This is a genomic window from Streptomyces asoensis (assembly GCF_016860545.1).
Classification (GTDB): Bacteria; Actinomycetota; Actinomycetes; order Streptomycetales; family Streptomycetaceae; genus Streptomyces; species Streptomyces asoensis.
Window position 1 is genome coordinate 2561231 of the sequence record NZ_BNEB01000005.1, and the last position, 21218, is coordinate 2582448.

At 72.4% G+C, this 21218-nt stretch carries 20 protein-coding genes and 1 pseudogene; 5 read left to right on the forward strand and 16 right to left on the reverse strand.

Features of this window, described 5'->3' with window-relative positions:
• Nucleotides 1-232: 232 nt before the first annotated feature.
• The 10 genes and pseudogenes from Saso_RS33900 to Saso_RS33945 all read right to left on the reverse strand — a co-directional run.
• Nucleotides 233-484: pseudogene (locus Saso_RS33900) on the reverse strand (hypothetical protein); the annotation flags it as partial.
• A 507-nt stretch (nt 485-991) separates the two neighbouring features.
• Nucleotides 992-2506 carry an Asp-tRNA(Asn)/Glu-tRNA(Gln) amidotransferase subunit GatB gene (gene gatB, locus Saso_RS33905; RefSeq protein WP_189926753.1) on the reverse strand — a complete coding sequence of 505 codons (1515 nt, stop codon included), beginning with the start codon at nt 2504-2506 and terminating at the stop codon, nt 992-994.
• A 15-nt stretch (nt 2507-2521) separates the two neighbouring features.
• Nucleotides 2522-2761: a hypothetical protein gene (locus Saso_RS33910; protein WP_020131415.1), complete on the reverse strand. Its 240-nt coding sequence runs from the start codon at nt 2759-2761 to the stop codon at nt 2522-2524.
• Nucleotides 2758-4260 carry an Asp-tRNA(Asn)/Glu-tRNA(Gln) amidotransferase subunit GatA gene (gene gatA, locus Saso_RS33915; protein ID WP_189926754.1) on the reverse strand — a complete coding sequence of 501 codons (1503 nt, stop codon included), beginning with the start codon at nt 4258-4260 and terminating at the stop codon, nt 2758-2760. Before gatA ends, Saso_RS33910 begins: the two co-directional genes overlap by 4 nt.
• Before the next feature lie 5 nt (nt 4261-4265).
• Entirely contained in the window at nt 4266-4562 is a 297-nt protein-coding gene (gene gatC / locus Saso_RS33920) for an Asp-tRNA(Asn)/Glu-tRNA(Gln) amidotransferase subunit GatC (protein ID WP_007384860.1), read from the reverse strand.
• Nucleotides 4563-4819: 257 nt separating this feature from the next.
• Nucleotides 4820-7150, reverse strand: coding sequence for a putative bifunctional diguanylate cyclase/phosphodiesterase (locus Saso_RS33925; RefSeq protein ID WP_189926756.1), 2331 nt, complete (start codon nt 7148-7150; stop codon nt 4820-4822).
• Nucleotides 7151-7417: 267 nt separating this feature from the next.
• The gene (ligA, locus tag Saso_RS33930; RefSeq protein ID WP_189926758.1) at nt 7418-9610 is read right to left on the reverse strand and encodes an NAD-dependent DNA ligase LigA; all 2193 of its coding nucleotides are present in this window, start codon (nt 9608-9610) and stop codon (nt 7418-7420) included.
• Between the two features lie 15 nt (nt 9611-9625).
• Nucleotides 9626-10627 carry a methionine synthase gene (locus Saso_RS33935; protein WP_189926760.1) on the reverse strand — a complete coding sequence of 334 codons (1002 nt, stop codon included), beginning with the start codon at nt 10625-10627 and terminating at the stop codon, nt 9626-9628.
• Between the two features lie 86 nt (nt 10628-10713).
• Complete coding sequence (locus Saso_RS33940; protein WP_189926762.1) at nt 10714-11403, reverse strand: SDR family oxidoreductase; 690 nt, start codon at nt 11401-11403, stop codon at nt 10714-10716.
• 27 nt (nt 11404-11430) lie between these two features.
• The gene (locus Saso_RS33945; RefSeq protein ID WP_189926764.1) at nt 11431-11994 is read right to left on the reverse strand and encodes an LOG family protein; all 564 of its coding nucleotides are present in this window, start codon (nt 11992-11994) and stop codon (nt 11431-11433) included.
• Between the two features lie 50 nt (nt 11995-12044).
• On the opposite strand from Saso_RS33945, the gene Saso_RS33950 reads away from it, so the two are divergent.
• Together Saso_RS33950 and Saso_RS33955 are read left to right on the forward strand one after the other, a co-directional pair.
• Nucleotides 12045-12377, forward strand: coding sequence for a DUF427 domain-containing protein (locus Saso_RS33950; RefSeq protein WP_189926766.1), 333 nt, complete (start codon nt 12045-12047; stop codon nt 12375-12377).
• A gap of 53 nt (nt 12378-12430) precedes the next feature.
• Nucleotides 12431-13216, forward strand: a complete 786-nt coding sequence (locus Saso_RS33955; protein WP_189926768.1) for an alpha/beta fold hydrolase — start codon at nt 12431-12433, stop codon at nt 13214-13216.
• 4 nt (nt 13217-13220) lie between these two features.
• On the opposite strand, the gene mnmA is transcribed toward Saso_RS33955, so the two are convergent.
• Entirely contained in the window at nt 13221-14351 is a 1131-nt protein-coding gene (gene mnmA / locus Saso_RS33960; protein ID WP_189926771.1) for a tRNA 2-thiouridine(34) synthase MnmA, read from the reverse strand.
• A gap of 83 nt (nt 14352-14434) precedes the next feature.
• On the opposite strand from mnmA, the gene Saso_RS33965 reads away from it, so the two are divergent.
• Entirely contained in the window at nt 14435-15094 is a 660-nt protein-coding gene (locus tag Saso_RS33965) for an N-acetylmuramoyl-L-alanine amidase (protein ID WP_189926773.1), read from the forward strand.
• 311 nt (nt 15095-15405) lie between these two features.
• Nucleotides 15406-16989: a multicopper oxidase family protein gene (locus Saso_RS33970; RefSeq protein WP_189926775.1), complete on the forward strand. Its 1584-nt coding sequence runs from the start codon at nt 15406-15408 to the stop codon at nt 16987-16989.
• 5 nt (nt 16990-16994) lie between these two features.
• Here the strand turns inward: Saso_RS33970 and Saso_RS33975 are convergent, their stop codons facing one another.
• Genes Saso_RS33975 through Saso_RS33985 form a run of 3 tightly spaced genes read right to left on the reverse strand, consistent with a single transcriptional unit; the run spans nt 16995 to nt 18686 of the window.
• The gene (locus Saso_RS33975; protein ID WP_189926777.1) at nt 16995-18158 is read right to left on the reverse strand and encodes a cysteine desulfurase family protein; all 1164 of its coding nucleotides are present in this window, start codon (nt 18156-18158) and stop codon (nt 16995-16997) included.
• Nucleotides 18159-18216: 58 nt separating this feature from the next.
• Nucleotides 18217-18483, reverse strand: a complete 267-nt coding sequence (locus Saso_RS33980) for a DUF4190 domain-containing protein (RefSeq protein ID WP_189926779.1) — start codon at nt 18481-18483, stop codon at nt 18217-18219.
• 35 nt (nt 18484-18518) lie between these two features.
• Nucleotides 18519-18686: a hypothetical protein gene (locus Saso_RS33985; RefSeq protein ID WP_189926780.1), complete on the reverse strand. Its 168-nt coding sequence runs from the start codon at nt 18684-18686 to the stop codon at nt 18519-18521.
• Nucleotides 18687-18808: 122 nt separating this feature from the next.
• Between Saso_RS33985 and Saso_RS33990 the strand changes: the two genes are divergently transcribed.
• Nucleotides 18809-19435, forward strand: coding sequence for a TetR family transcriptional regulator (locus tag Saso_RS33990; RefSeq protein WP_189926782.1), 627 nt, complete (start codon nt 18809-18811; stop codon nt 19433-19435).
• Nucleotides 19436-19616: 181 nt separating this feature from the next.
• Here the strand turns inward: Saso_RS33990 and Saso_RS33995 are convergent, their stop codons facing one another.
• Together Saso_RS33995 and Saso_RS34000 are read right to left on the reverse strand one after the other, a co-directional pair.
• Complete coding sequence (locus Saso_RS33995; RefSeq protein WP_189926784.1) at nt 19617-20000, reverse strand: hypothetical protein; 384 nt, start codon at nt 19998-20000, stop codon at nt 19617-19619.
• Nucleotides 20001-20220: 220 nt separating this feature from the next.
• Nucleotides 20221-21102 carry a thioesterase family protein gene (locus tag Saso_RS34000; protein WP_189926786.1) on the reverse strand — a complete coding sequence of 294 codons (882 nt, stop codon included), beginning with the start codon at nt 21100-21102 and terminating at the stop codon, nt 20221-20223.
• Between the last annotated feature and the right edge of the window lie 116 nt (nt 21103-21218).

Sequence of the window (21218 nt, forward strand, 5' to 3'; positions counted from 1 at the left end):
ACGTGCTCCCGGAGGGCGAATTGTGGATCTTTGACCGGGAACAGCCGTACCTGGAACGAACAGCCCGCAAAGAACGTATGAGCGATACGCGGCCACTCTTGCAGGCGAAAATGATCGTTTGAGTCGTTCGTGGCACTTTTCACAGGAGTGCGAGTCACGTCACAGGACAATAACGGTCAACGCGTCCGCCCTCGTCAGGCGCATGTCAGGCCGTCGGGGGCGGCTGCGCGGGTCAGTCCGCCTGGTCGCCGATCGCCATCACCATCACCCCGGCGATCAGCAGCCACAGCGCCCGCCGGGTGCGGCCGCGGGACCCGAGGAGAGCGGCGACGGCGCAGACGGCGGCTCCGCAGGCATAGGCGGCGGGGACGAACGCGGGGGACGAGCCGGTGAGGCGCATGAGGGACGCGGCGAGTCCGGCGAGGGTCAGCAGCGCTCCGGTGCCGGCCGCCGTCCAGCGCGCCCGCCGGGCGTCCTCGGGCCCGTACTCCTCGTCCGGGTCGACGTCCCCGGCCCCACCGGGACCGGCCCCGGCCTCCGCATCGGCCGCACCGGGGGCCGGGGCCGCGTCCGGGGCGAGGGCGGGGGCGTCCGGGGCGGGGGCTTCCGGGGTGAGGGCGGGGGCTTCTGGGGTGAGGGCGGGGGCTTCTGGGGTGAGGGCAGCGGTGGCGGCGGGGGCGACCGTGTCACGGGCTTCGCCGGGGGCGGGGGCGGCGGCCGGTCGCGTCGGGCCGTTCGTCGCGGCCGGCTCGCCGGTCGGCGCGGGCGACTCGTCGGTCGGCACGGGCCGTGCGGGCGCTGCGGTCGGTGCGGTCGGTGCGGTCGTGCGGGGGATCGCGGCACGCGGGCCGCCGTGTATGCCGTCCTGCGGGTCGGAGTCGGTTCGTGCCCTCATGGCGGGCGAGCGTAGCGCGTCGGCCCGTGCGGCAGGACGCCCAGGGGGGATGCGCCGGTGCGGCGCATCCCCCCTGGGTGAAGAGAAATCCCGGGCTCAGCCCTCGCTGACGCCCAGCTTCTCCAGGATGAGCTCCTTGACGCGGGCCGCGTCGGCCTGCCCGCGCGTGGCCTTCATCACGGCGCCGACCAGCGCGCCGGCCGCGGCCACCTTGCCACCGCGGATCTTGTCGGCGATGCCCGGGTTGCCGGCGATGGCCTCCTCGACGGCGGTGGTGAGCGCGCCCTCGTCGGAGACGACCTTCAGACCGCGCTTGTCGACGACCTCGTCCGGGGTGCCCTCGCCCGCGAGGACGCCCTCGATGACCTGACGGGCCAGCTTGTCGTTCAGGTCGCCCTTGGTGACCAGCTCGGTGACCCGCGCGACCTGCTCCGGCGTGATCGCCAGGTCGTCGAGCGAGGTGCCCGACTCGTTGGCGCTGCGGGCCAGTTCGCCCATCCACCACTTGCGAGCGGAGGCCGCGTCGGCCCCGGCGTCGATGGTGGCGACGATCAGGTCCAGCGCGCCGGCGTTCAGGATCGACTGCATGTCGGTGGCGGTGATGCCCCACTCGGCGACCAGCCGGTTGCGGCGGACCAGCGGCAGCTCCGGCAGACCGGCCCGCAGCTCCTCGACCCACGCGCGGGACGGGGCGACCGGCACCAGGTCGGGCTCCGGGAAGTACCGGTAGTCCTCGGCCTCCTCCTTCACGCGGCCCGAGGTCGTCGACCCGGTGTCCTCGTGGAAGTGGCGGGTCTCCTGGACGATCGTGCCGCCGCCGTTCAGCACGGCGGCGTGCCGCTGGATCTCGAAGCGGGCCGCGCGCTCCACGGACCGCAGCGAGTTCACGTTCTTCGTCTCGGAGCGGGTGCCGAACTTCTCGCGGCCGTGCGGACGCAGCGACAGGTTCACGTCGCAGCGCATCTGGCCCATCTCCATGCGCGCCTCGGAGACGCCGAGCGCCTTGATGAGCTCGCGCAGTTCACGGACGTACGCCCGCGCGACCTCGGGGGCGCGCTCGCCGGCCCCCTCGATCGGCTTGGTGACGATCTCGATCAGCGGGATGCCGGCGCGGTTGTAGTCCAGCAGGGAGTGGGACGCGCCGTGGATACGGCCGGTGGCGCCGCCGACGTGCGTCGACTTGCCGGTGTCCTCCTCCATGTGGGCGCGCTCGATCTGCACCCGGAAGGTCTCGCCGTCCTCCAGCTGTACGTCGAGGTAGCCGTCGAAGGCGATCGGCTCGTCGTACTGGGAGGTCTGGAAGTTCTTCGGCATGTCCGGGTAGAAGTAGTTCTTCCGCGCGAAGCGGCACCACTCGGCGATCTCGCAGTTCAGCGCGAGACCGATCTTGATCGCGGACTCGATGCCGATCGCGTTGACGACCGGAAGCGCGCCGGGCATGCCGAGGCAGGTGGGGCAGGTCTGCGAGTTGGGCTCGGCGCCCAGCTCGGTCGAACAGCCGCAGAACATCTTCGTCTTGGTGCCGAGTTCGACATGGACCTCGAGGCCCATGACGGGGTCGTACGACGCCAGCGCGTCCTCGTACGACACCAGGTCGGTCGTGGTGGTCACGGTGAAACTTCCCTCTCAGCCCAGCAGGACGTCGTCGTCGCCCAGCCGCTTCAGCTCGCGGTACAGGATGGCGAGGCCGGTGACGATGGCGACGGCGGACACGGTGGCGTCGATCAGGACCAGGGTGTCCTTCTCGGCGCGGGCCTTCTTGAGCCGCTTGGCCACACCGAACGCGCCGAACGCGGTCCCGGCGATGGACAGGTACGTACCGGACTTGGACTTCTTGAAGCCCTTGGCCTTGTTCAGTGCGCTCACAGCGACGGAGCCTCCTCGAGAAGCGGGTGCCCCCACCTTTCCACGAAGGCGGCCTCGACGGCGGCGCCGACCTTGTACAGCCGGTCGTCCTTCAGTGCCGGGGCGATGATCTGAAGGCCCACCGGGAGGTTGTCCTCCGGGGCGAGACCGCAGGGCAGCGACATGGCCGCGTTGCCCGCGAGGTTGGTCGGGATCGTGCACAGGTCGGCCAGGTACATCGCCATCGGGTCGTCGGCGCGCTCGCCGATCGCGAAGGCGGTGGTCGGCGTCGTGGGCGACACGATCACGTCGACCTGCTCGAAGGCCTTCTCGAAGTCCCGCGTGATGAGCGTGCGGACCTTCTGGGCCGAACCGTAGTAGGCGTCGTAGTAGCCGGAGCTCAGCGCGTACGTGCCGAGCATGATGCGGCGCTTGACCTCGGCGCCGAAGCCGGCCTCCCGGGTGAGGGAGGTGACCTCCTCCGCCGAGCGGGTGCCGTCGTCCCCGGTGCGCCGGCCGTAGCGCAGCCCGTCGAAGCGGGCGAGGTTGGAGGAGCACTCGGACGGCGCGATCAGGTAGTACGCCGACAGGGCGAGGTCGAAGGACGGGCAGTCCAGCTCGACGATCTCGGCGCCCAGCTCCTTCAGCAGCGCGACGGACTCGTCGAACCGCTGGATGACTCCGGCCTGGTAGCCCTCGCCGCGGAACTGCTTGACCACGCCGACGCGCATGCCCGCGACGCTGCCGTTGCGTGCGGCCTCGACGACCGGCGGGACGGGCGCGTCGATGGACGTGGAGTCCAGCGGGTCGTGCCCGGCGATCACCTCGTGCAGCAGCGCCGCGTCCAGGACCGTGCGGGCGCAGGGGCCGCCCTGGTCGAGGGAGGAGGAGAAGGCGACCATGCCGTAACGGGAGACCGCGCCGTACGTCGGCTTCACGCCGACCGTGCCGGTGACGGCGGCCGGCTGGCGGATGGAGCCGCCGGTGTCGGTGCCGATGGCGAGCGGCGCCTGGAACGAGGCGAGCGCGGCGGAGGAGCCGCCGCCGGAGCCGCCGGGGATCTTGGTGAGGTCCCAGGGGTTGCCGGTGGGGCCGTAGGCGCTGTTCTCGGTGGAGGACCCCATGGCGAACTCGTCCATGTTGGTCTTGCCGAGGATGACGACGTCGGCGGCCTTCAGCCGCTTGGTGAGCGTCGCGTCGTACGGCGGGATCCAGCCTTCGAGGATCTTCGAGCCGACGGTCGTCGGGATGCCCTCGGTGGTGAAGATGTCCTTGAGCGCGAGCGGCACACCGGCCAGCGGGCCGAGCTTCTCGCCGCGCTCCCGCTTCTCGTCGACGGCGCGGGCCTGTGCGAGGGCGCCCTCACGGTCGACGTGCAGGAAGGCGTGGACCTTCTCGTCGACGGCCTCGATACGGGCCAGGTGCGCCTCGGTGACGCGGACGGCCGTGAGCTCGCCGGAGGCGATCTTCTCGGCGGTCTCGGCGGCGGTGAGCTTGATGATGGTGACGTTGTCCGTCATGGCGGTTAGTCCTCCCCCAGGATCTGCGGCACCTTGAAACGCTGCTGCTCCTGGGCCGGGGCGCCGGAGAGCGCCTGCTCGGGGGTGAGCGACGGACGGACCTCGTCCGCCCGCATGACGTTGGTCAGCGGGAGCGGGTGCGAGGTCGGCGGTACGTCTTGGTCGGCGACCTCGCTGACGCGGGCGACCGCGCCGATGATGTCGTCCAGCTGTCCCGCGAAGTGTTCGAGCTCTTCGGGCTTCAGCTCCAGACGCGCCAGCCGGGCGAGGTGGGCGACCTCCTCGCGCGTGATGCCAGGCATGCAGCGTTCCTCTGGGGTGGAGTGAGTGTGTGGTTTGGGCCCAATCCTAGGGTGCCGGGGACGGTGGCCGTGACTCGGTTTCGCCCGGGCGGGGTGGACGGTCCGGGGTTCGGACGGGGAAGAGCGGGACCGTGCCGATCAGGTCGACCGCCGCGGCGGCGATGCGGATGCCGAAGGCCAGGGCCCTCGTGCCGCCGTGCCGCAGGACGTTCACGGTGTCGCCGAGCGGTGCCGGCGCCACGCAGAGCCGGGTCGCCTCACTCGTCGGAGGCCGCCGCGGGCAGCGCAGCGGCCGGGCGCTGCCATCCGCGCGAGCCCCGGGCCCGCAGCCACGCCGTCGTCTCCTCCGGCGGCATCGCCGCCGCGACCAGCCAGCCCTGGACGGCGTCGCAGCCCAGGTCGCGCAGGCGTTCCCAGGTCTCGTCGTCCTCGACGCCCTCGGCGACGACCAGGAGTCCCAGGGAATGCGCGAGGTCGATCGTGCAGCGCACGATCTCCGCGTCCTCGGTGTCGACGGCCAGCCGGGCCACGAAGGAGCGGTCGATCTTCAGCTCGCTCACCGGCAGGCGGCGCAGGTGCACCAGGGAGGAGTAGCCCGTCCCGAAGTCGTCCAGCGACATCTTCACGCCGTGCCCGGTCAGCCCGTTGAGGGTGTCGGCGGCGCGCTGCGGGTCCTCCAGCAGGACGTGTTCGGTTATCTCCAGTTGGAGCGCTCCCGCGGGCACTCCGTGCCGGGCCAGCCGCGCCGCGACGGAGCCGGCGAAACCCGGTGTGTGGACGTCGCGCGGGGAGACGTTGACCGCGACCGGCACGAACAGGCCCTGGGCCCGCCAGCGCGCGACCTGGGCGAGCGCCGTCTCCAGCACGTAGTCCGTCAGATGGGGCATCAGCCCGGACGATTCGGCGATCGCTATGAACTCGTCCGGCGGCACCTTCCCGCGCTCCGGGTGCACCCAGCGCACCAGCGCCTCGAGGCCGGCCACATGTCCGTCGAAGCGGACCTTCGGCTGGTAGTGCAGCTGCACCTCGTGCGCGTCGAGCGCCCGCCGCAGGTCGCCCAGCAGGCCGAGCCGGTCGGGGGTGTTGGAGTCGCGCTTGGACTCGTACACCTCGACGCCCGTGCGGTCCCGCTTGGCCTGGTACATCGCCACGTCGGCCCGGCGCAGCATGCCCTCCGCGTCGAGGGCGTGGTCGGGGAAGACGGCGACGCCGGCGCTGGCCTCCAGCACGAGGGTCAGGCCGTCGAGGTCGAGCGGTGAGCCGAGGTCGGCGACCAGCCCCCGGGCGACCCGCGAGGCCGAGGTCGTGGAGTCGGCGACGGGCAGTAAGACGGCGAACTCGTCCCCGCCGAGCCGCGCGACCTCCGCCCCGCGGGGCAGGGCGAGCCGGAGCCGTTCGGCTATCTGGAGGAGCAGCCGGTCCCCGGCGAGATGACCGAGGGTGTCGTTGACCGACCGGAAGCGGTCGAGGTCGATCAGCATCAGTGCGGTACGGGCCCCGATGCGTTCCGCGTCGTCCAGGGCGGTCCAGATGCGCTCCAGGAGCCACTGGCGGTTGGGCAGCCCCGTCAGCGGGTCGCGCAGCTGCTCCTCGGCGCGGGCGCGGGCTATCCACAGGGTGGAGTCGAGGGCGATGAGCGGGATGGCGAAGAGCGGCAGCAGGATCGGCTTGGCCACGGCCACCACGCAGACCAGCGGGGCGATGCCGAGCAGGGCGACGGCGACCAGGCCCTGCCGGACCAGGGCCGTCCGGGCGACGGTGGGCACTCCGGCGGCGCGCGGGGCGTGCAGGTGCCAGAGCAGCACGCGGGTGACGGCGAGGTAGGCGACGGCCACCAGGACCACCTGGGGACCGGTGTAGACGGTCCAGCTGTCCGGGGTCCAGGGGTGTTCGACGGAGGGTATCCGGCCGCAGGCGGCCAGCAGCAGGGCGCCGGTGCCGATGCCGAGGATGTCCACCGCGCCGTGCAGGACGCCCTGCCGCCAGCGGTGGCGCCGGGCTATGCCGACCAGGACGACGACGGTGAGGCTGACCAGGCCGGCCGGCACCCAGCCGTACAGCAGCAGGACGGCGAGGGTGAGGGCGGCTCCCGAACCGGTGCCGCCCCACCAGCGGGCGCGGCCGAGCAGCACCAGGTGGCCGACGATGACCCCGGCCAGGACGGCCAGGGACCAGCCGGCCGTGCCGGAGGGGAAGAGCGCGTGGTGGCCGGTGAAGGCGCGGTAGAAACCGGCGCCGAGGGCGAACGCGGCGGCGGATATGACGGCCGAGGGCAGCGCGGGCCAGGACAGGTGCCGGTCGGCCTCGGCGTCGGACGGCCCCGGATGCGGGGCGGCGGACCCACGGGGGTCCGGGGCGGGACGCGGCGCCGGGCGGGGCGGGCTGTACGGGGCGCTGTGCGCGGGGGTGGGCAGGGCGCCCTGGGCCCCGGTGTACGGGGCGCCCTGGGACGCGGTGTCGCGCGGCTGCCGTGCCGGGGCGCCGGTCTGCCGCTCGGAGCGCTCCGTCCACCAGCTTCCCCACCAGACGCCGGCGACCCGGCGTCGGCGCAGCCGTGAGTCCGGGGCGGCGCTCTCGGTCGGTTCCATTCCCGTCCCTCTCACAGCCGGCGGTGCCCACGCCACGCGGCCCGTTGCCCGACAACCCCGGGCGGCGCCGCGTCGGAAAACCCTTTCCCCTGTCTCCGGGGACCGGGGTTGCCCCGACCGCAGCTGGGCACGGAAGGCGCACGTCCCAACAGTAGGCCGCGGAAGGCATCCGCGGGCAGCGGTCGTCGACGGTTGCCCGAATGCGCCCCGGCCACCCGTATGCATCTGGTATGCGCCGATCGGGTGGCCTTCAACCGCCGTTGCCGCCTACTCCTCGATCGGCAGGGCCGCTTCGGAGGCCGCTTCGGGGCCCTGTTCCAGCAGGACGGTGAAGCCGTCCTCGTCCAGAACCGGAACCTTCAGCTGCATCGCCTTGTCGTATTTCGATCCGGGGCTGTCACCCACAACGACGAACGACGTCTTCTTCGAGACCGAACCGGTCACCTTCGCTCCACGGCTCTGGAGGGCGTCCTTGGCGCCGTCCCGGGTGAAGTGTTCGAGGGTGCCGGTGACCACGACCGTCAGCCCTTCGAGCGGGCGCGGCCCCTCGTCCTCCCCGGAGCCCTCCTCCTGCATGCGGACCCCGGCCGCCCGCCACTTGCGCAGGATCTCCTGGTGCCACTCCTCGGCGAACCACTCCTTGAGCGAGGCCGCGATGATGGCGCCCACCCCGTCGGTGGCCGCCAGCTCCTCCTGCGACGCCTGTTCGATCCGCTCGATCGAGCGGAACTCGCGGGCCAGGGCCTCCGCCGCGACCGGTCCGACGTGACGGATCGACAGTCCGGTGAGGACGCGCGCCAGCGGACGTTCCTTGGCGGCGGCGATGTTCTCCAGCATGGCGAGCGCGTTCTTCTTCGGCTCGCCCTGCTGGTTGGCGAAGACGGTGGCGATCTTCTCCTCGCCGGTCTTCGGATCCCGCTTGGGCAGTCCGCTGTCCTGGTCGAGGACGTACGCCTTGATGGGCAGCAGCCGCTCGATGGTGAGGTCGAAGAGGTCGCCCTCGTCGCGCAGCGGCGGCTCGGACGGCTCCAGCGGGTTGGTGAGGGCGGCCGCCGCGACATAGCCGAAGTGCTCGACGTCCAGGGCCCTGCGCCCGGCCAGGTAGAACAGGCGCTCGCGCAACTGGGCGGGGCAGGAACGGGCGTTGGGACACCGCAGGTCGATGTCCCCCTCCTTCATCGGCCGCAGCGCCGTGCCGCACGCCGGGCACTCGGCGGGCATCACGAACTCGCGCTCGCTGCCGTCCCGCAGGTCCGCGACCGGGCCGAGGATCTCCGGGATCACGTCACCGGCCTTGCGCAGCACCACCGTGTCGCCGATCAGGACGCCCTTGGCCTTGACGACCTCCTGGTTGTGCAGCGTGGCGAACTCGACCTCGGAACCCGCGACCGTGACCGGCTCGACCTGGGCGTACGGCGTCACACGGCCGGTGCGGCCGACCCCCACCCGGATGTCCACGAGCCGGGTGTTGACCTCCTCCGGCGCGTACTTGTAGGCGATCGCCCACCGGGGAGCCCGGGCGGTGGAGCCGAGCCGGCCCTGGAGGCGGATCTCGTCGAGCTTGACGACCACGCCGTCGATCTCGTGCTCCACCGAGTGCCGGTTCTCGCCGTAGTACGCGATGAACGCCCGTACGCCGTCGAGGTCGCCGACCACCTTGTTGTGCCGGGAGGTGGGCAGACCCCAGGTCTTGAGGAGGTCGTAGGCCCCGGACAGCCGGTCGAGGCCCTCGTACCCCTCCAGGGCGCCGATGCCGTGCACCACCATGTGCAGCGGGCGCGTCGCGGTGACGCGCGGGTCCTTCTGGCGCAGGGAGCCCGCCGCGGCGTTGCGCGGGTTGGCGAAGGGCTTGTCGCCCGCCTCGACCAGACGGGCGTTCAGCTCCTCGAACTTCTCCATCGGGAAGTACACCTCGCCGCGGATCTCCACCAGGGTGGGGACGCCGTCCCCCGTGAGCCGGTCGGGGATATCGGCGATGGTGCGCACATTGGGCGTGATGTCCTCGCCCGTGCGGCCGTCGCCCCGGGTCGCCGCGCGCGTGAGACGGCCGTTCTCGTAGGTGAGGTTGACGGCGAGACCGTCGACCTTGAGCTCGCACAGGAAGTGGTGGGCGGAGCTGCCCACGTCCTTGTGGACACGCTCCGCCCAGGCGGCGAGCTCCAGGTCGTCGAAGGCGTTATCGAGCGACAGCATGCGTTCGCGGTGCTGGACGGCCGTGAACTCCGTGGCGTACGCGCCCGCGACCTTCTGGGTGGGGGAGTCGGGCGTGCGCAGTTGCGGATGCTCCTCCTCCAGGGCTTCCAGGGCACGCAGCAGCCTGTCGAACTCGGCGTCGCTGACGACGGGAGCGTCCTTCACGTAGTACCGGAAGCGGTGCTCCTCGATCTGCTCAGCCAGCTGCGCGTGCTTGTCCCGTGCCTCGCTGGGCACCGTCGTCTCCGCTTGCCTGTCGCCGGCCACCGTGTCGTCCTCCCGTTACTCTGGGTTGTCCGCGAGGGATCTCGCCGCCCGGACGCAGTGGGCGAGGGCCTGGCGCGCGTACCCCGGGGAGGCACCCGCGAGGCCGCACGACGGCGTGAGGGTGACCGCCTCCGCGAGCAGCCCCGGTCGCAGCCCCAGCCTGCGCCACAGCGTCCTGACACCCATGACGCTACCGGCAGGGTCCGACAATGGGCCGTCCACTCCCGGGACGACACCGGCGAAGAGCCGGGTCCCCCCTTCCAGCGCCTCACCGATCGCATCGTCGTCACGTTCGGTGAGGAGCGAGAAGTCGAAGGAGACCGCGGCCGCGCCGGCCCGGCGCAGCAGGGCGAACGGGACGTCCGGCGCGCAGGAGTGGACCACGACGGGGCCGTCGCCGTGCACCGCCACGATGTCGCGGAGCGTGGACTCCACGAGCTGCCGGTCGACCGCGCGGTACGTCCGGTAGCCGCTGGCGGTCCGCACCCGGCCGCGCAGGACCGAGGTGAGGGACGGCTCGTCGAGCTGGAGCACGACCTGGGCGCCCGGCAGACGGCGGCGTACCTCGTCGAGGTGCAGACGCAGTCCCTCGCCGAGGGAACCGGCGAGGTCGCGGCGGGCTCCGTGGTCGGAGAGCACCGCCTGACCGTTCTTCAGCTCCAGCGCGGATGCGAGCGTCCAGGGCCCGACGGCCTGCACCTTCACCTGGCCCTCGTAGCCCTGCGTGAACTCCTCCAGGGCGTCGAGGTCCTCGCCCAGCCAGGAGCGGGCCCGCTTGGTGTCGCGTCCGGGACCGTCGCCGATCCGCCAGCCGCTGGGCTCCACGCGCGCGTACAGCTCGACGAGCATCCCCGCGGTGCGTCCGATCATGTCCGCGCCGGGGCCCCGGGCCGGCAGCTCGGCGAGGAACGGGAAGTCCTCGAAGGACCCGGTGGCGGCCTTGGCGGCCTCGCGGGCGTCCCCGCCGGGCAGGGAGCCGACGCCGGTGGCGGGGCCGAAGCTGAAGTGTGCGTTCACACGTGCAGCCTACGTAGGCGCGGACGTCCGCCGCGCTCCCCGGGGCCGCGCTCCCGAGGGCCGCGGCCGCCCCGTCCGGGGCCCGCTCACCGGCCGGGGCGCACCGTCAGGTCGTTGACCTCCGCGTCCCGGGGCAGGTCGAGCGCCATCAGGACGGTCGTCGCGACGGACTCGGGGTCGATCCACTCCCCCGGGTCGTACTCCTTGCCCTCCTGCTGATGGACCCTGGCCTGCATGGGGCTCGCGGTGCGTCCCGGGTAGACGGAGGTGACCCGCACGCCGTTGCCGTGCTCCTCCTGGCGCAACGCGTCCGCCAGGGCCTTCAGTCCGTGCTTGGAGGCGGCGTACGCCGACCAGTCGGCGCTCGCCCGCAGACCGGCCCCGGAGTTCACGAAGAGCACGTGCCCGCGGGCGGCCCGCAGCTGGGGCAGGAAGTGCCGGGTCAGCTCGGCCGGGGCGATCAGGTTGACGTCGAGCTGGTGGCGCCAGGACTTGGGGGTGAGGTCGCCGACCGGTCCCAGGTCGACCACGCCCGCGATGTGCAGGAGCGAGTCCACCCGGTCGGGAAGCGTCTGGTGGGAGAAGGCCCAGCTCAGCTTGGCGGGATCGGCGAGGTCGCCGACCAGGGTCCGGGCGCCCGGGAACTGCGCCGCGAGTTCCTTCGCGCGGCCCGCGTCGCGCGCGTGGAGCACGAGTTCGTCCCCGCGCGCGTGCAGACGGCGGGCGACGGCCGCGCCGATGCCGGAACCGGCCCCGGTGATCACATGAGTTGCCATGCCCGCCATGCTCGCATCACCCGCGGGTCACCCGGCGCCCTGCCCCGCGTCGGCGGCCGCCGACGTCACGGCTTCGAGGTGGGCGAGCGCGTCGGCCGGCTCCTCGGCGAAGAACACCAGATGGGCGAGGGGGCGGGGCAGGAATCCCTCGTCCTCCATGCGCCGGAACTGCTGCTGGAGGCCGTCGTAGAACCCGGCCGTGTTGAGCAGCACGACCGGCTTGTCGGTGTGCCCGTGCTTCTTCAGTTCGAGGATCTCGGTCGCCTCGTCCAGCGTCCCGGTCCCGCCGACCATGACCACCACCGCGTCGGACTTCTCCAGGAGGAGCCGCTTGCGCTCGGCGAGGTCCCGGGCGACGACCATCTCGTCCGCCCCGGCCCGCGCGGTGGCCGCGAGGAAGCCCACCGACACGCCGCACAACCGTCCGCCGGTCTCCTGGACGCCGTCCGCGACCACCTTCATCAGGCCGACGTCGGAACCGCCCCAGACGAGCGTGTGACCGCCCTTGCCGAGCATCTCGGCGAACCGACGCGCGGGGCGGGTGTAGCGGTCGTCGAGGTCGGCGGCGGAGAGGAAGACGCAGATACGCATGGGGCCACGGTACGCGGGAAGAACCCGGGGCCCGCAGGCGCTGTTCCGGTATGGCCAACGGACACACGATCACGATCGAGCGGGACGGCCGGCGCGTCAGGGCCGTCCACGGGGACCAGGTGCTCGCCGAGACCGACCGGGCGCTCGCGCTGCGCGAGACCGGCTGTCCGGTGCGGTACTACATCCCCGCGCAGGACGTACGGCTCGACCTGCTGACCCCCTCCGACACCCACACGTACTGCCCGTTCAAGGGAACGGCGTCCTACTGGTCGCTGCCGGACGCGGCGGACCTCGTCTGGTCCTACCCCGATCCGAAGCCGGACGTCGCGCAGATCAAGGACCATCTCTGCTTCTACGACGTGGAGGTCGCGCAAGTGCCGTGACCGCAGGTGTCGCAGACCGATGAGCGGCGCGCCGTGCGGCAGTCTGCATGAGCATGGACAAGAAGACCATTTCACGTGACGGTACGGAACTCGCGTACGCGCGCGCAGGCGAGGGCCCCGCGGTCGTCCTGGTGAGCGGGGCGATGTCCACGGGCGCCACCATGGCGCCCCTGGCAGCCCTGCTCGCGGACCGCTGCACGGTGATCAGGTACGACCGCAGGGGCCGCGGCGAGAGCGGTGACACGGCGCCGTACGCGGTGGAGCGCGAGGTCGAGGACCTGGCGGCCCTCGTCGACGCGGCGGGCGGCGAGGCCTGTCTGTACGGCATCTCGTCGGGCGGGGCGCTGGTGCTGGAGGCGGTCGCCGCCGGGCTGCCGGTACGGCGCGCGGCCGTGTACGAGACGCCGTTCGCCGTCGACGAGGACGACGCCCGAAGTCGCGCCGCGTACACGGCGAACCTCACCGAGGCGCTCGCGCAGGGGCGGCGCGGGGACGCCGTCGAGCTGTTCCTGCGGCTGACGGGGCTGGCCGAGGAGATGATCGGCAGCGCCCGCCGGTCACCGATGTGGGCCGGCATGGAGGCCGTCGCGCCGACCCTCGCCTACGACGACAAGGTGATGGGCGGCGGGCGGGTCCCCCGCGAGCGGCTGGCCTCGGTCGCCGTCCCCGTCCTGGCGGCGGCCGGCGAGGCGAGTCCGCCGTGGCTGCGCGAGGCCGTGCGGGCCGTCGCGGACGCGGTCCCCGAGGGCACGTACCGCACGCTCGAGGGCCAGACCCACATGGTGGACCCGGCCGTCCTCGCGCCGCTGCTGGCCGAGTTCTTCGGGCTGCCCGGCTGACGGGTCAGGCCACCCCGGCCGTGGCGCGCACGGTGGTCGCGATCGTCGCGGAGCCGACCACGCGCGTGTCGTCGTACAGCACGATCGCCTGCCCCGGAGCCACGCCCCGGACGGGCTCCGTGAAGGTGACCTCGAGGTGGCCGTCGACCAGTTCGGCGGTCACCTCGGTCTCGCCGCCGTGGGCGCGCAGCTGCGCCGTGTAGGTGCCGGGGCCGCTCGGGGCGGCGCCGCACCAGCGCGGCTTGATCGCGGTCAGCGCGCAGACGTCGAGGGAGGCGGCGGGGCCGACCGTCACCCTGTTGTCCACCGGGGAGATGTCCAGGACGTAGCGCGGCTTGCCGTCGGCGGCCGGGGTGCCGATGCGCAGCCCCTTGCGCTGTCCGATGGTGAAGCCGTACGCACCCTCGTGGGTGCCCACCTTGGCGCCGGACTCGTCGACGATGTCGCCCTCCGCCCGGCCCAGCCGCTTCGCGAGGAAGCCCTGGGTGTCGCCGTCGGCGATGAAGCAGATGTCGTGCGAGTCGGGCTTCTTGGCGACCGCCAGGCCCCTGCGCTCGGCCTCCGCGCGGATCTCGCCCTTGGTCGTCACCGTGTCGCCCAGCGGGAAAAGCGCGTGGGCGAGCTGCCGGTCGTCGAGCACGCCGAGGACGTACGACTGGTCCTTCGCCATGTCGGAGGCGCGGTGCAGCTCGCGCGTGCCGTCCTCGCGGACCAGTACCTGCGCGTAGTGGCCGGTGCACACCGCGTCGAAGCCCAGGGCGAGCGCCTTGTCGAGCAGCGCGGCGAACTTGATCTTCTCGTTGCAGCGCAGGCAGGGGTTGGGGGTGCGGCCGGCCTCGTACTCGGCGACGAAGTCGTCGACGACGTCCTCGCGGAAGCGATCGGCCAGGTCCCACACGTAGAACGGGATGCCGATGACGTCGGCGGCGCGGCGGGCGTCGCGCGAGTCCTCGATGGTGCAACAGCCTCGCGCGCCGGTGCGGAACGACTGCGGGTTCGCGGAGAGCGCGAGGTGGACGCCGGTCACGTCGTGGCCGGCTTCCGCGGCGCGGGCGGCGGCGACGGCGGAGTCCACTCCGCCGGACATGGCGGCGAGTACGCGAAGGGGGCGGGGGCGCGGCGAGGTCTCAGTCATAACCCTTCCAGGGTACGGGTCACCGGGAACCGGAGCCCGCGAGTATCCGTTGACGATCACGAGGGGCGAGGAAGGGCACGGACATGGGGGCGAAGAAGAGCGACTCCGACCGGCGGATAGGGCGGCGCGCCCTGCTCGTCGGCGGGGCGGCGGCGGCCGTGGGCACCGGGGTGCTGGCGCGGGACGAACTGGCGCGGCTGTACTGGCGGCTGCCGGGTGTGCGCAGGCCGCGGGTGGCGGGTGCGGTGGACTTCCGGGGCGCGCGCTGGGTGGCGGCGTCGGAGGCGAACTTCCGCTGGGCGGACCGGCCGGACGACTACACGATCGACATGGTCGTCGTCCATGTCACCCAGGGCGATCTGAGCAGCGCGGTGAAGGCGTTCGAGGACCCGGGCCACCGGGCGGCCGCCCACTACATCGTGGGCAAGGACGGGCACGTCACGCAGATGATCCGCGAGCTGGACGTGGCGTACCACGCGGGCAACCGCGCGTACAACGAACGCAGCGTCGGCATCGAGCACGAGGGCTTCGTGGACCGGCCGAAGGACTTCACCGACGCGATGTACGCCACCTCCGCCGAGCTGACCGCCGGTATTTGCAGGCGGTACGGCATACCCGTCGACCGTGAGCACATCATCGGGCACGTGGAGGTGCCGGGCACGGACCACACCGACCCGGGCGAGCACTGGGACTGGGACAGGTACCTGCCGCTCGTACGGAAGGCCCTGACCGCTTCGGCGTGACGCGGCGCCCCGCCGACGCCCGACGCCCGACGCCCGACGAAAACGATCAACGTGTGACGTTCCGCCCGCCGCGTCCGGGGGCGGACTCGGCGAGTGACGTACCTCACATGCGCACGATTTCCGTCAACAAGGCCGGACGGTGTCCGTCCGTTGTGTCCCGCCCGCTCATCTTGACCTGCGTGCCACCCAACTTGGCTTTTCTTCAACGGAGTTGACGGCCCCGCCCGCGCAGAGCGGCCGCACAGCCTCCCCGGCCCGCTCCTAAGTTGACCTCAGCCCTCGCACAGCTCACGGGCCGAGGCTCCACGGCCATGACACCCACCACAGAGCCCACCTCCGGCGCGGACCGGCAGGGCAGGGGCGCGCACGCCAGAACCGGCCGGGACGGCGGGGAGGGCCACACCAAGGAGCCGAGGAGCACCGGCGGCAAGGGTCTGCACCGGCGGAAGTTCCTCGGCGGGATGGCCGGGGCGGCCGGACTGGCCGCCGTCGGCGCGGCCGGGGCGACCTTCTCCCTGCTGACCGGCGGCGACTCCGGCAAGGCGGCCGCCGCCGAGGCCACCGGCACGCTCACCATCCCCGACCTGCTGGAGGGCACCGCCTCCGGGGGCACCACCACCTACACGCTGACCGCGAAGTCCGGCACGAACGAGGTGATCAGCGGCGTCACCAGCACCACGGCCGGCTACAACGGGTCGTACCTCGGCCCGACCATGAAGTGGACCAAGGGCGACACGGTCCTGATGGACTTCACCAACACCCTGGGCGCGGAGACCACCGTCCACTTCCACGGCGCCCACATCCCGCCCGCGATGGACGGCGGCCCGCAGAACGCCTTCGCCGACGGCGTGACCTGGTCGCCGACCTTCGAGGTCCTCGACGAGGCCAAGACCCTCTGGTACCACCCGCACGCCCTGGGGACCACGGCCGAGCAGGTCGTCCACGGCCTGGCGGGCATGATCATCGTGGCGGACGACTCGGACGCCTCGGCCGCGCTGCCGAGCGAGTACGGCGTCGACGACATCCCGATCATCCTCCAGTGTCTGGCCGTCGACACCGCGGGCGACATCAAGTACGAGGCCACGGGCTACCGCGCCTCGGGCGTCGGCTTCCCGGTGCTGGTCAACGGCACCAACGTCGACTCGACCACCCTCGGCTTCACCGCGACCAGGAAGCGCACGCGGTTCCGGGTCCTGAACGCCTCCCCCGCCGACATCATGACCGTCCAGCGCGGCGACGGCGGGACGCTCACCCAGATCGCCACCGACCAGGGCTACCTCACCGAGCCCACCGAGGTGACCACGATCCGGCTGGTGGCGGGCGCCCGCGCGGAGTTCGTCCTCGACCTCGAGGACGCGGTCACGCTCCAGGCCGTCGTGACCACCGGCTGGATCCGCGGCGGCAGCGGCACGTACGACTTCCTCACCGTGACCCCGGACGCCACCGACAGCCCGGCCGACCTGCCGAGCACGCTCAACACCATCACCCGCTACGACACGAGCGCGTTCACCGCGCGCACGATCACCCTCGGCCAGGGCACGGGCGGGACGATGACGATCAACGGCTCGGTGGGCACCACCATGGCCGGAATGGCGATGATCAGCACCACTCTGGACGCCGAGGAGGTGTGGACGATCAAGAACGGCACCCAGCTGGAGCACTCGTTCCACCTGCACGACGTGCCCTACCAGGTGGTCGAGATCAACGGTGAGACACCGACCGGCGTCGACCTGGGCTGGCGCGACACCTTCGAGGTGGTCGGCGGCGGCTCCATCAAGATCGCGATGAAGTTCACCGACTTCACCGACGACACGTACATGTACATGCTCCACTGCCATCTCCTCCAGCACGAGGACGAGGGGATGATGGCCGCGCTCATGGTCACGGACGGCTAGCCGGCCTAGGTGAGCCCGGCGGCGCGCGCCCTCTCCACCGCCGGGCCGATGGCCTTGGCGACCGCCTCGACGTCGGCCTCGGTGGAGGTGTGGCCGAGGGAGAAGCGCAGGGTTCCGCGGGCCAGGTCGGGATCGGTGCCGGTGGCCAGCAGGACGTGGCTGGGCTGCGCGACACCCGCGGTGCAGGCGGAACCGGTGGAGCACTCGATGCCCTGGGCGTCGAGAAGCAGCAGCAGGGAGTCGCCCTCGCAGCCCGGGAAGGTGAAGTGGGCGTTGGCGGGGAGCCGGTCCACCGGGTCCCCGCCGAGGATCGCGTCCGGGACGGCCGTACGGACCGCGTCGATCAGCGCGTCGCGCAGGGCCCCGACCTCGCGGGCGAACCACTCGCGCCGCTCGGCCGCCAGCCGGGCGGCGACGGCGAAGGACGCGACGGCGGGGACGTCGAGCGTGCCGGAGCGCACGTGGCGCTCCTGACCGCCGCCGTGCAGCACGGGGACGGGGGTGTGTTCGCGGCCGAGGAGCAGGGCGCCGATGCCGTAGGGGCCGCCGATCTTGTGGCCGGAGACGGTCATCGCGGCGAGACCGGAGGCGGCGAAGTCGACCGGGACCTGGCCGACGGCCTGGACCGCGTCGGCGTGCAGCGGGACGCCGAACTCCGCTGCCACGTCCGCCAGTTCGCGGACCGGGAGGATCGTGCCGATCTCGTTGTTGGCCCACATGACGGTCGCGAGGGCGACGTCGCCGGGGTCACGGGCGAGGGCTTCGCGGAGCGCGTCGGGATGGACCCGCCCGTAGGAGTCGACCGGCAGGTACTCGACCGTGGCGCCCTCGTGCTCGCCCAGCCAGTGCACGGCGTCGAGGACCGCGTGGTGCTCGACGGGGCTGGCCAGGACCCGGGTGCGGGCCGGGTCGGCGTCGCGGCGGGACCAGTACAGGCCCTTCACCGCGAGGTTGTCGGCCTCGGTGCCGCCGGAGGTCAGGACGACCTCGCTGGGGCGGGCGCCGAGCGCCTCCGCGAGGGTCTCCCGGGCTTCCTCGACGGTACGGCGGGCCTGCCGGCCTGCCGCGTGGAGGGAGGAGGCGTTGCCGGTGACGCCCAGGTGCGCGGTGAGTGCCTCGACCGCCTCGGGGAGCATCGGCGTGGTCGCGGCGTGGTCGAGGTATGCCATGGTGACCCCGATTCTACGGGGGCGGTCCGGCACGCCTCGCTGCGCGGGGGCGCCGCGGTCAGAAGCTCCAGGAAATCGTCGAGTCCGCCTGCATGAACGCCACCAGGACCACGAGGTCGGCGATGCCCAGCGCCAGGCCCAGCCAGGCACGGCCGCGGCGGGCGGTGCCGCGGAGCAGGGCGACCGTGGCCAGCACGATCGCGATCGGGCCGAGGAAGACGTTGAGGACGAGCAGGCCGAGCAGGCCGAGGACGAAGGACGCGACGGCCATGCCGTCGGTGTCCCGGACGCCGGTGCGGCGGGAGGCCGGTGCGGTGAGTTGCATGACGGGTCAGCTCCTGGGGGACGGGTGTACGGCGGTCAGTGGGTGGAGGTGTGCCGGCGGCGGCCGTGGCGCTCACGGATGGCGAAGACACCGAGCCAGGCCGCGATGACGGCGGCGGCGACCAGCGTGAAGGTGAACGGCGCGTGGGCCACGGTGCCCATGACCAGGCCGAACAGCAGGAGTGCGGCGACTAGGAACAGCATGGGATCGGATCCCCCTCCGTAAAATTTGGGTGAACAGTTGTGGTTACACTTGTTCACTGACTCTTGAGTCTAGCGTGTTCCCCGGCTTTCCAATTCCAGAGAACAGTTGTTAACTGGATGACATGAGTCACACCTTCGGCATCAGGCAGGCCCAGAAGCAGAAGACCCGGCAGGCGCTCATGGACGCGGCGTTGCTGCTGCTGGAGGAGCAGAGCCTGAGCAGCCTGGGGCTGCGCGAGGTCACCCGCGCCGTCGGTGTCGCCCCGACCGCCTTCTACCGGCACTTCCGCTCCACCGCGGACCTGGGCGTGGCCCTGGTCGAAGAGGCGCTGGGCAGCCTGCACCCGATGATCCGCACCACCGTGACCACGGCCGACACGAGCGAGGAACGCATCGCGCGCGCTGTGGAGTTGATCGCCGGTCACGTGACCGCGTACCCCGCCCACGTCCGTTTCATCGCGCGTGAGCGACATGGCGGAGTCCAGCCGGTGCGGGAGGCGATCCGGGACCAACTGGCCCGGTTCGCCGAGGAGGTGAGGACCGAACTCGCCAAGGACGCGGACGCGGACGGCTGGAGCGGCGACGACCTGCTGATGCTCTCGCACCTCTACGTCGACCAGATGCTCATCACGGCCTCGCTGTTCCTGGAGTCGCTGGAGGCCTCGCCGGACGAGCGGGAGCGGGTCGGGCGGCTCGCGGCCCGCCAGCTGCGGCTCATCAGCATCGGCCGGCATCACTGGCTGGACTGACGCGGCGCCGCGGGCCCGCCGGGCGGCCACGCGCCCCGGGGCGGCGACCGCATTCCGCGCTGCGACCGCATTCCGCACGGCGGCCGCATTCCGGGCAGACGTGCCGGGACGGACGTGCCGGGACGGACAAGGGCAGCGCCCCCCGTGGTCGGGTGCGCCGCCCCTGCGGTGGGACCGCCGCTCAGCCCTGCTGGGCCTGCTGCCCCTGGCCCGCGCCCGGACCGCCACAGCCTCCGCCCTGACCGCCTGCGCCCTGGCCGCCGCCGGGACCGCCCTGGCCGCCGGGGCCGCCGCCGGGCAGGCCCGAGGGGACGCCGCTCGGCATACCGGTGGGAGTGCCCGTCGGCCGCCCCGAGGCGGCGCCCGTCGGCGCACCCGAGGGCATCGTGGAGGGGGTGCCGCTCGGCAGGCCCGAGGGGTTGCCGGACGGCGGCCGGCAGGACTGGGCCGAACCGTCGCCCACCGAGGACGAGTCGCCCGAACCGCAGGCCACCAGGGCGAGGGGCGAGAGCGCCAGCAGGGCCACCGCGGGCACCAGTCGGACGGGCATCAGCGCACGCTTCATGAGAGACGGCTCCAGGGAAGATGAGGAATACCTGAGACCGGAACTCAACCAAGGGCGCTTAGGGCTTCCTTGGGGCTTCTCTGTCCACCGCCTGTCAATCGGGCAAAGCGCGCCTCGACGCACCCCGCCGACCTGGGAATTCGCCGAGGCAGCCGCCGACCGGCCGGTACAGCTCCGTGACAGAACCGTGCCGGGCCCGGCGGCTCAGCGGCTCAGCGGCTCAGCCGAGCCTGACCCGTGCCAGCTGGCGCGACTGCGCGACCAGCCTGTCGGCGCTGTCCCAGACCTCGGCGTCCTCCTCCAGGAAGCCGCCGGCGAGGTTGCGGGTGGTGATGGAGACGCGCAGCGGGCCCGGAGCCGGACGGCAGCGCACGTGCACCGTCAGCTCGACCGTGGGGACCCAGCCGCGCAGGCCGATCTCGAAGGCCGTGGGCGGCAGGGCGTCCACGGCGAGGAGGAGGGAGAGCGGATCGGGGTCGCGGCCGTCCTTGAGGCCGAACCAGGCTCGCATCTCCCCCCTGCCGGACGGCTGCCCGAGCGCCCAGCCGAGGGTCGACGGGTCGAGCTTGAGCATCAGTCGGTCGGCGATCGCGGAACTGCCGTCGACCGGTGCCGGTCCGTCCTCGGGCCCGAAGCACTGGTCCATCGGCGGGATCGCGGGCGGCCGTGCCGTCGTGCGGACGTCGTCCGGCAGGGCGGCCAGGTCGCCGTAGGAGGCGAGGACCCGGATGCGCTCGACCTCGGCGCCGTTCTCGTCGTACTGGAAGAGCGAGGCCTGTCCGGTCGACAGGGTCCGGCCGGTGCGGACGACGTCGGTGCGCACGACGGCCGGGCCGGGCTGCGACGCCGTCAGATAGTGCGCCGAGACGGTGAAGGGGTCGCCGTGCGGGAGGGCGTCCGCGAGCGCGCGGCCGAGGACGGCGAGGAGGTAGCCGCCGTTGACGGCGCTGATGATCGTCCAGCCGGCCGACAGGTCGATGTCGTAGACGCCGGGCGCCCGCCGGGTGAGCGCGGTGTCGCGGTCGAACTCGCTGTCGCCGATCGAGGCCGTGCCCAGGGCGTGGGGGGCCCGCTCGGCCGCCGCGGTAGCTGCTTCTGACATGCCTGAACCGTACAACAGGTGATTACTAAGCGGTAGCTTTGGCGAGGGGCCGCATCCCGCCGCCGACCTCGGGGACGGACCGGTCAATCGGGACCTTCATGACCGGAACGGGTGAG